This window comes from Bradyrhizobium sp. BR 10289, assembly GCF_019455385.1.
Lineage (GTDB): Bacteria > Pseudomonadota > Alphaproteobacteria > Rhizobiales > Xanthobacteraceae > Bradyrhizobium.
Genome location: NZ_JACOFR010000043.1, coordinates 35,397 through 43,207, shown reverse-complemented (window position 1 = coordinate 43,207; position 7,811 = coordinate 35,397). Strand labels below are relative to the sequence as shown.

General features: G+C 65.4%; 8 protein-coding genes. 1 reads left to right on the top strand and 7 read right to left on the bottom strand.

Features of this window, described 5'->3' with window-relative positions:
- Nucleotides 1–176 precede the first annotated feature (176 nt).
- The 3 genes from HYH08_RS36975 to HYH08_RS36965 form a co-directional block, all read right to left on the bottom strand.
- Nucleotides 177–1,184 (bottom strand): Hsp33 family molecular chaperone, encoded by a 1,008-nt coding sequence (locus tag HYH08_RS36975; protein WP_220014748.1) that lies wholly within the window; start codon nt 1,182–1,184, stop codon nt 177–179.
- A gap of 167 nt (nt 1,185–1,351) precedes the next feature.
- Nucleotides 1,352–2,275, bottom strand: coding sequence for an ornithine carbamoyltransferase (gene argF, locus HYH08_RS36970; RefSeq protein ID WP_220014747.1), 924 nt, complete (start codon nt 2,273–2,275; stop codon nt 1,352–1,354).
- A complete protein-coding gene (locus HYH08_RS36965; protein WP_220014746.1) occupies nt 2,275–3,483 on the bottom strand; it encodes an aspartate aminotransferase family protein in 1,209 nt (402 codons plus the stop codon). Before HYH08_RS36965 ends, argF begins: the two co-directional genes overlap by 1 nt.
- A 455-nt stretch (nt 3,484–3,938) precedes the next feature.
- Between HYH08_RS36965 and HYH08_RS36960 the strand changes: the two genes are divergently transcribed.
- Nucleotides 3,939–4,451: a GcrA family cell cycle regulator gene (locus tag HYH08_RS36960; RefSeq protein WP_080133535.1), complete on the top strand. Its 513-nt coding sequence runs from the start codon at nt 3,939–3,941 to the stop codon at nt 4,449–4,451.
- A gap of 238 nt (nt 4,452–4,689) precedes the next feature.
- Here HYH08_RS36960 and phoB read toward each other — a convergent pair whose 3' ends face one another.
- The 4 genes from phoB to pstA are packed head-to-tail and all read right to left on the bottom strand — an operon-like array spanning nt 4,690 to nt 7,811.
- Nucleotides 4,690–5,397 carry a phosphate regulon transcriptional regulator PhoB gene (phoB, locus tag HYH08_RS36955; RefSeq protein ID WP_008143479.1) on the bottom strand — a complete coding sequence of 236 codons (708 nt, stop codon included), beginning with the start codon at nt 5,395–5,397 and terminating at the stop codon, nt 4,690–4,692.
- 22 nt (nt 5,398–5,419) lie between these two features.
- Nucleotides 5,420–6,136 (bottom strand): phosphate signaling complex protein PhoU, encoded by a 717-nt coding sequence (phoU, locus tag HYH08_RS36950; RefSeq protein WP_080133536.1) that lies wholly within the window; start codon nt 6,134–6,136, stop codon nt 5,420–5,422.
- 11 nt (nt 6,137–6,147) lie between these two features.
- Nucleotides 6,148–6,969: a phosphate ABC transporter ATP-binding protein PstB gene (gene pstB / locus HYH08_RS36945; protein WP_220014745.1), complete on the bottom strand. Its 822-nt coding sequence runs from the start codon at nt 6,967–6,969 to the stop codon at nt 6,148–6,150.
- Entirely contained in the window at nt 6,966–7,811 is an 846-nt protein-coding gene (gene pstA, locus HYH08_RS36940; protein ID WP_220014744.1) for a phosphate ABC transporter permease PstA, read from the bottom strand. Before pstA ends, pstB begins: the two co-directional genes overlap by 4 nt.

The window sequence follows — 7,811 nt, the reverse complement described above, 5'->3', positions numbered from 1 at the left end:
GCGGGGCCGTCGCCCTTCGAGGCTCGCCGAAGAGGCGAGCACCTCAGGGTGACGGGGAGAGATGGGGCGGACGCTGCCTCTACAGTCGTCATTGCGAGCGCAGCGAAACAATCCAGAGTCTTTGCGCAGAGGGATTCTGGATTGCTTCGCTGCGCTCGCAATGACGAAGAATAGATTTACGCGTCCTCCACGCCCGCTTCGTGCGGCGTGAACTGATACACCGAGCTACAGAACTCGCAGGTCACGACGACCTTGTCGTCCTTGACCATGGCGGCGCGGTCGTCGGGCGAGAAGCTCTTCAGCATCGAGGCGACGGCGTCGCGCGAGCAGGAGCATTGCGCCTTCAGCGAGAGCGGATTGAACACGCGCACGCCGCGCTCGTGGAAGAGGCGGTAGAGCAGCCGCTCGCCGGACAACTCGGGATCGATCAACTCGACGTCTTCGACGGTCTCGATCAGCGAGCGCGCCTCGACCCAGGCGTCGTCTTCCGCAACAGCGTGCACTTCGACGCCTTCAGGCGCATCGCCGGGATGCAGGTCCGCCTGCCGCGCGCGCTCGGGTGCCTTCGGCAGGAACTGCATCAGCATGCCGCCGGCGCGCCAGCGGTGCTTGCCGCCGTCGCTCGAGCGCCATTCCTCGCCGACCGCGAGACGCACCTTGGTCGGGATCTGCTCGGAGCGCAGGAAATATTCGTGAGCGGCATCTTCCAGGCTGCCGCCCTCGAGCGCGACCAGGCCCTGGTAGCGGCTCATGTCCGGCCCCTGGTCGATGGTCATGGCGAGATGGCCGCGGCCGAGCAGCGTGCCGGAATCTTTCGCGTCGCCGAGGCGCGCGGCGTCGAAACGGGCATAGGCGCGCAGGCGATCGGGCGCCTGATAGTCCACCACCAGGAACGACACTGGGCCGTCGGTCTGGGCCTGGAGAATGAAGCGGCCCTCGAACTTCAGCGCCGAGCCGAGCAGTGTCGTCAGCACGATGGCCTCGCCGAGCAGCTTGCCGACGGGCGCGGGATAATCATGCTTCGTCAGGATGTCGTCGAGCGCCGGCCCGAGCCGCACCAGGCGGCCGCGCACGTCGAGCGCGTCGACCTCGTAGGGCAACACCGCATCGTCGATCGGAACCGCGGATGGCGCGCGAACCGGGCCTTCAGGCCCGGTTTTCATGTCAGGGGATTGGGAAACCATGGGGCGTTATCTGGGGTCGGTCGATGCAAAATGAAAGAGGCGCGCCCGCATCCCATCGCTGGGATGAGGCCTGCGTAGCCCGGATGGAGCGCAGCGCAATCCGGGGATCTTCCCGCGCGTCGAAAAACCCGGATTTCGCTGCGCTTCATCCAGGCTACGAGAAAAGGCTACTTCACCGCGTCAAAGCACCAGGCCAGAATGCCCTTCTGCGCATGCAGGCGGTTTTCGGCCTCGTCGAACACGACCGATTGGGGGCCGTCGATCACCTCGTCCGTGACTTCCTCGCCGCGATGGGCGGGCAGGCAGTGCATGAACAGCGCGTCGGGCTTGGCCAGCGACATCAGCTTGGCATTGACCTGGTAGGGTTTGAGCACGTTGTGGCGGTGCTCGCCTTCCTTGTCGCCCATCGACACCCAGGTGTCGGTGACGACGCAGTCGGCGCCCTTCACGGCGGCCTCCGGATCGGTGCCGAGCACGATCGACGCGCCGGTCGCCTTGATGAAGTCGCGCATCGCCTTCTTCGGGGCGAGTTCCGGCGGCGTTGCGACATTGAGCTGGAACTTGAAGCGCTCGGCCGCGTGGGCCCACGATGCCAAAACGTTGTTGTCATCGCCGGTCCAGGCCACCGTCCGGCCCTCGATCGGGCCGCGATGCTCCTGATAGGTCATGAGGTCGGCCATCACCTGGCAGGGATGCGAGCGCCGCGTCAGCCCGTTGATGACGGGCACGGTGGCGTTGGCCGCAAGCTCGAGCAGCGCATCGTGGTTGAGGATGCGGATCATGATGGCATCGACATAGCGCGACAGCACGCGCGCGGTGTCGGCGATGGTCTCGCCGCGGCCGAGCTGCATCTCCGCGCCGGTGAGCATGATGGGCTCGCCGCCGAGCTGGCGCATGGCGACGTCGAACGAGACGCGGGTGCGCGTCGAGGGACGCTCGAAAATCATCGCCAGCGTCTTGCCTTCGAGCGGCCTGACCGGCTGATGCGCCTTCTGCTTCGCCTTCATCGCGGTGGAGGCGTCGAGCATGCTCTTGAGCTCCGACAACGGGAGCTCGTTGATGTCCAGAAAGTGCTTCGGGGACTTGCTCATCAGCTTGCCGCCCGCTTGGTCTGGCTGGATGAGATCGCGGCGCAGGCGCGCTCGAGCCGCCCGACGCTATCCTCGATCTCGGCTTCGGTGACGATCAAGGGCGGCAGGAAGCGCACGACATTGTCGCCGGCACCGACCGTCAGCAGCTTTTCGTTGCGCAGCGCCGCGCCAAGATCGGCTGAGGGCACCACGGCCTTGATGCCGATCAAGAGGCCCTCGCCGCGCACTTCGCTCACGACATCGGGGTAGCGGTCGATCACCGAGGCGAGCTTCTGCTTGAGCAGCAGCGACATCTTCTGCACGTGGTCGAAGAAGCCGGGCTTGAGCATGACGTCGAGCACGGCGTTGGCCGCCGCGATCGCCAGCGGATTGCCGCCAAAGGTCGAGCCGTGCGAGCCGGGGCCCATGCCCTTCGCCGCATCCGCAGTCGCCAGGATCGCGCCGATCGGGAAACCGCCGCCGAGCGCCTTCGCCAGCGACATCACGTCGGGCGTGACGCCGGAGCGGCGATGCGCGAACAGATCGCCGGTGCGGCCCATGCCGGTCTGCACCTCGTCGAAGGCGAGCAGCAGGCCCTTCTCGTCACAGAGCTGGCGCAACGCCTTGAGGAAGCCGGCCGGCGCCGAACGCACGCCGCCTTCGCCCTGGATCGGCTCGATCAGGATGCCCGCGGTCTGCGGGCCGATCGCCTTCTTGACCGCTTCGATATCGCCGTGCGGGACTTGGTCGAAACCGTCCATCGGCGGGCCAAAACCTTCGAGATATTTCGCCGAGCCGGTCGCAGCGAGCGTTGCCAACGTGCGGCCGTGGAAGGCGCCTTCGAAAGTGATGATGCGATAGCGCTCCGGATGGCCCTTCGAGAAGTGATGATGGCGGACCAGCTTGATCACGCCCTCCAGGGCCTCCGCGCCGGAATTGCAGAAGAACACGAAGTCCGCGAAGCTCTCGTTGCAAAGGCGTGCGGCGAGCTTCTCGCCGTCAGGACTCTGGAACAGGTTCGACATGTGCCAGAGCTTGGTCGCCTGTTCCTGCAACGCCTTGACCAGCGCGGGATGGGCATGGCCGAGCGCGTTCACGGCGACGCCGGAGGTAAAATCGAGATAGCGATCGCCATTGGTTGCAATCAGCCAGCAGCCTTCGCCGCGCTCGAAACCGAGGTCGGACCTGGCGAAAACCGGGAGCAAATGCGGCGCTGCGCTGTTAGTCATGACGGTCACTTGATGTTGCGGACGGCGTGAGCGTGCATTGCGCAACGCACCATCAACCGGCCCGGAAAACGAAACGTGCCGCCTTTTAAGGGCGGCACGTGACACCATCTTAGGCCTGGTAAAACATGTGTCAATGCCACCCGAAAGCCTCGCGAAACGCTAAATCCGTAGTCTTGCGGTGCCGGATTTGCGGGGTTTTTGCCACGGAACATGTGGAAGCGAGTCGGCTGACTCTTGCGCGTGAGTCACGCCATATTGTAGCGTTTGGCTTGTCAGATACGACATCTCGTGCAGTGTTTCTGATCCCTTAAGTCCTCATGTACCGGCGTAAACGTTCGGGCGTCTGATTGCGCCCGGCGAGCCTTAAGGGATTCTGGCGGCACGGGTTTTTCGAAGCTTAGGCATTCGCCGCAAGGGCGCCAGGATGGCAGCCGCGCAGCGAGGGAAAGGGTGCAATGACGGTTTTGACCTGGTCCGACGATCGCGTCGAGCAGCTGAAAAAGCTCTGGGAGGCCGGATTGTCGGCCAGCCAGATCGCCGCTGAGCTTGGCAATGTCACCCGCAATGCCGTGATCGGCAAGGTGCACAGGCTCGGCCTGTCCGGCCGCGCCAAGAGCCCCTCATCGGCGGCGCCCCGGCCGCGCAAGGCGCGTCCCGCGCAGCACATGATGCGCGTCACCCGGCCCATTGCCCGCGGCAACACCGCGCTGGCGCAGGCCTTCGAGGTCGAGGTCGAGGCTGAACCCGTGACCTACGACAACGTGGTGCCGATGAGCCAGCGGCTGTCGCTGCTGGAATTGAACGAGGCGACCTGCCACTGGCCGGTCGGCGATCCCTCGAGCCCGGATTTCTTCTTCTGCGGCGGCAAGGCGCTCTCGGGCCTGCCCTACTGCGCCCAGCACTCGCGCGTGGCGTACCAGCCCGCAGCGGACCGGCGGCGTGCGCCGGCGAAGCCGGGTACGCGCTGAGCTCATTGATCTAGCTGATTGCGGCCGTCGGACGACGACGGCTCAACACATCCGATGTCGTCCCGGACAAGCGCGCCAAAAGCGCGCGCAGATCCGGGACCCATAGCCACCGCAAGGCGTGGTTACGGGGACTCGGAGTTACCCTCTTCGTAAACAATCACGCCCTGTGGTCATGGATCCCGGATCTGCGCTGACGCTTGTCCGGGATGACGGCTGTGATTGTCGACGCAGCTTGGCCTTACGTCTGCTCGGCCTTCGCGAACCGATCGTCGAGCGCATAGCCGGCGCCGCGAACGGTGCGGATCGGGTCCTGCTCGCGGCCGAGATTGAGCAGCTTGCGCAGGCGGCCGATGTGCACGTCGACGGTGCGTTCGTCGATATAGATGTCGCGGCCCCAGACGCTGTCGAGCAGTTGCTCGCGCGAGAACACGCGGCCGGGATGCTCCAGGAAGAACTCCAAGAGGCGATATTCGGTCGGGCCGAGATCGATCGGGCGGCCCGAGCGCGCGACGCGGCGCTTGTCGCGGTCGAGTTCGATGTCGCCGTAGGCCAGCACGGTGGCGAGCCGCTCCGGGCTGGCGCGGCGCAGGAGGCCCTTCACGCGGGCCAGGAGTTCCGGCACCGAGAACGGCTTGACGATGTAGTCGTCGGCGCCCGTGGCAAGACCGCGCACCCGCTCGCTCTCCTCGCCGCGCGCGGTGAGCATGATGATCGGCAGCTGCTTGGTCTCGGGCCGGGTACGAAGCCGCCGGCACAGCTCGATGCCTGATAGCCCCGGCAGCATCCAGTCGAGCACGATCAGGTCGGGGATGTGCTCCTTGAGGCGGGTGTCGGCGTCGTCGCCGCGCATCACCGTCTCGACGTCATAGCCGTCGCCTTCGAGGTTGTAACGGAGGAGCTCGGTGAGAGCTTCCTCGTCTTCAACCACCATGATGCGTGCGCCCATTAGGTCGTCGCTCCTTAAGTCTTCAGGTATTCGGGACCGTGGTGGCGAAGGTCGTCATGTCGCCCTTCGGCCGCTTGTCGGTGATCGCCTGGCCCTCGATCATGTAGAACACGGTCTCGGCGATGTTGGTGGCGTGGTCGCCGATCCGCTCGATGTTCTTGGCGCAGAACATTAGATGGATGCAGAACGAGATGTTGCGCGGATCCTCCATCATGTAGGTGAGGAGCTCGCGGAACAGCGAGGTGCAGATGGCGTCGACCTCCTCGTCGCCCTTCCACACCGCCATCGCCGCCGGCAGATCGTGCGCGGCATAGGCGTCCAGCACCGACTTGACCTGCTGCTGCACGAGGTCGGTCATGTGCTCGAGGCCGCGGAACAGTTTGAGCGGATGGAAATCCGTCTCCAGCGCCGCGACGCGCTTGCCCATGTTCTTGGCGAGGTCGCCGATGCGCTCGAGATCGGTGGCGACGCGCATGGCGCCGACGATCTCGCGCAGGTCCACCGCCATCGGCTGGCGGCGCGCGATGGTGAGGACGGCGCGCTCCTCGATCTTCTTCTGCAGCGCGTCGAGCTCGGCGTCGGTGGTGACGACGCGCTGGCCGAGCGCGACGTCACGGCGGATCAGCGCGTCGACGGAATCGACGATCATGCGCTCGGCGATGCCGCCCATCTCGGCGACCAGGCGGGTGAGCTCCTGGAGGTCGGTGTCGAAGGCCTTTGCGGTATGTTCAGAACCCATGTCCTGTCTCCTCAGCCGAACCGGCCGGTGATGTAATCCTGCGTGCGCCGGTCGGTCGGCGACGTGAAGATCTTGCTGGTGTCGTCGAACTCGATCAGCTCGCCGAGATACATGAAGGCGGTCTTGTCGGAGACGCGCGCCGCCTGCTGCATGTTATGCGTCACGATCGCAATCGTGTAGTTCTCGGACAGCTCCTGGATCAGCTCCTCGACCTTGGCGGTCGAGATCGGGTCGAGCGCCGAGCAGGGCTCGTCGAACAAAATCACTTCAGGCCGCACCGCGACGGTGCGGGCGATGCAGAGGCGCTGCTGCTGGCCGCCGGAGAGCGACAGGCCGGAGGCGTTGAGCTTGTCCTTGACCTCGTTCCACAGCGCGCCGCCGCGCAGCGCCTTCTCGACGCGGTCGTCCATCTCGGACTTCGAGATCTTCTCGTAGAGGCGGATGCCGAAGGCGATGTTCTCGTAGATCGTCATCGGGAACGGCGTCGGCTTCTGGAACACCATGCCGACGCGGGCGCGCAGCAGATTGAGGTCCAGCTTGGGGTCGAGGATGTTGGTCTGGTCGAGCATCAGCTGGCCGGTGACGCGCTGGCCCGGATAGAGGTCGTACATCCGGTTGAAGATGCGCAGCAGGGTCGACTTGCCGCAGCCGGACGGGCCGATGAACGCCGTGACGCGGTTGGTGCCGAGCGTCAGGTTGATGTTCTTCAGCGCGTGGTGCTCACCATAATAGAAGTTGAGGTTGCGCACCGTCACCTTGGCGGGCGCTTCCGGCAGCGGCTGCTGCGAGGCCAGATGGGCGTTGGAACTCACGGATACGGACAGATCGGTCATTTTGCAGTCCTCTCGGCGCCGAGGATGCGCGCGCCAATGTTCAGGGCAAGCACGGTCAACGTGATCAGCAGCGCGCCGCTCCAGGCGAGCTGCTTCCAATAGGCGTAGGGGCTCTGCACGAAGTTGTTGATGGTGACCGGCAGGTTCGCCATCGTCTTGTTCAGGCCGAGGCTGAAGAACTGGTTCGACAGCGCGGTGAAGAGCAGCGGCGCGGTCTCGCCGGCGACGCGGGCGGTGGCGAGCAGCACGCCGGTGATGAGACCCGAGCGCGCCGCCCGATAGGCGATGCGCTTGATCACCAGCGAGCGCGGCAGGCCGAGCGCGGAGGCAGCTTCACGCAGCGCGTTCGGCACCAAGAGCAGCATGTCCTCGGTCGTCCGCAACACCACCGGGATGACGATGACGGCGAGCGCGAGCGAGCCTGCGATCGCCGAGAAGCCGCGCATCGGCACGACCACCGCGCCGTAGATGAACAGGCCGATGATGATCGAGGGTGCCGACAGCAGGATGTCGTTGATGAAGCGGATCACCGAGGTCAGCTTGTCGTTGCGGCCGTACTCGGCGAGATAGGTGCCGGCGAACAGGCCGAGCGGCGCGCCGATGCCGACGCCGATCACGGTCATGATGATCGAGCCGACGATGGCGTTGCGCAGGCCGCCTTCGGTCGAGCCCGGCGGCGGCGTATTCTCGGTAAAGAGCTGAAGGTTCAGGCCGGCGATGCCGTTGTAGAGCAGCGTGACCAGGATCAGCGCGAGCCAGGTGACGCCAAACGCGGCGGCCGCAAAGCAGAGCCCGCGGATGACGATGTCCTTGCGGCGGCGGCGTGCGTAAATCGGGTTCAT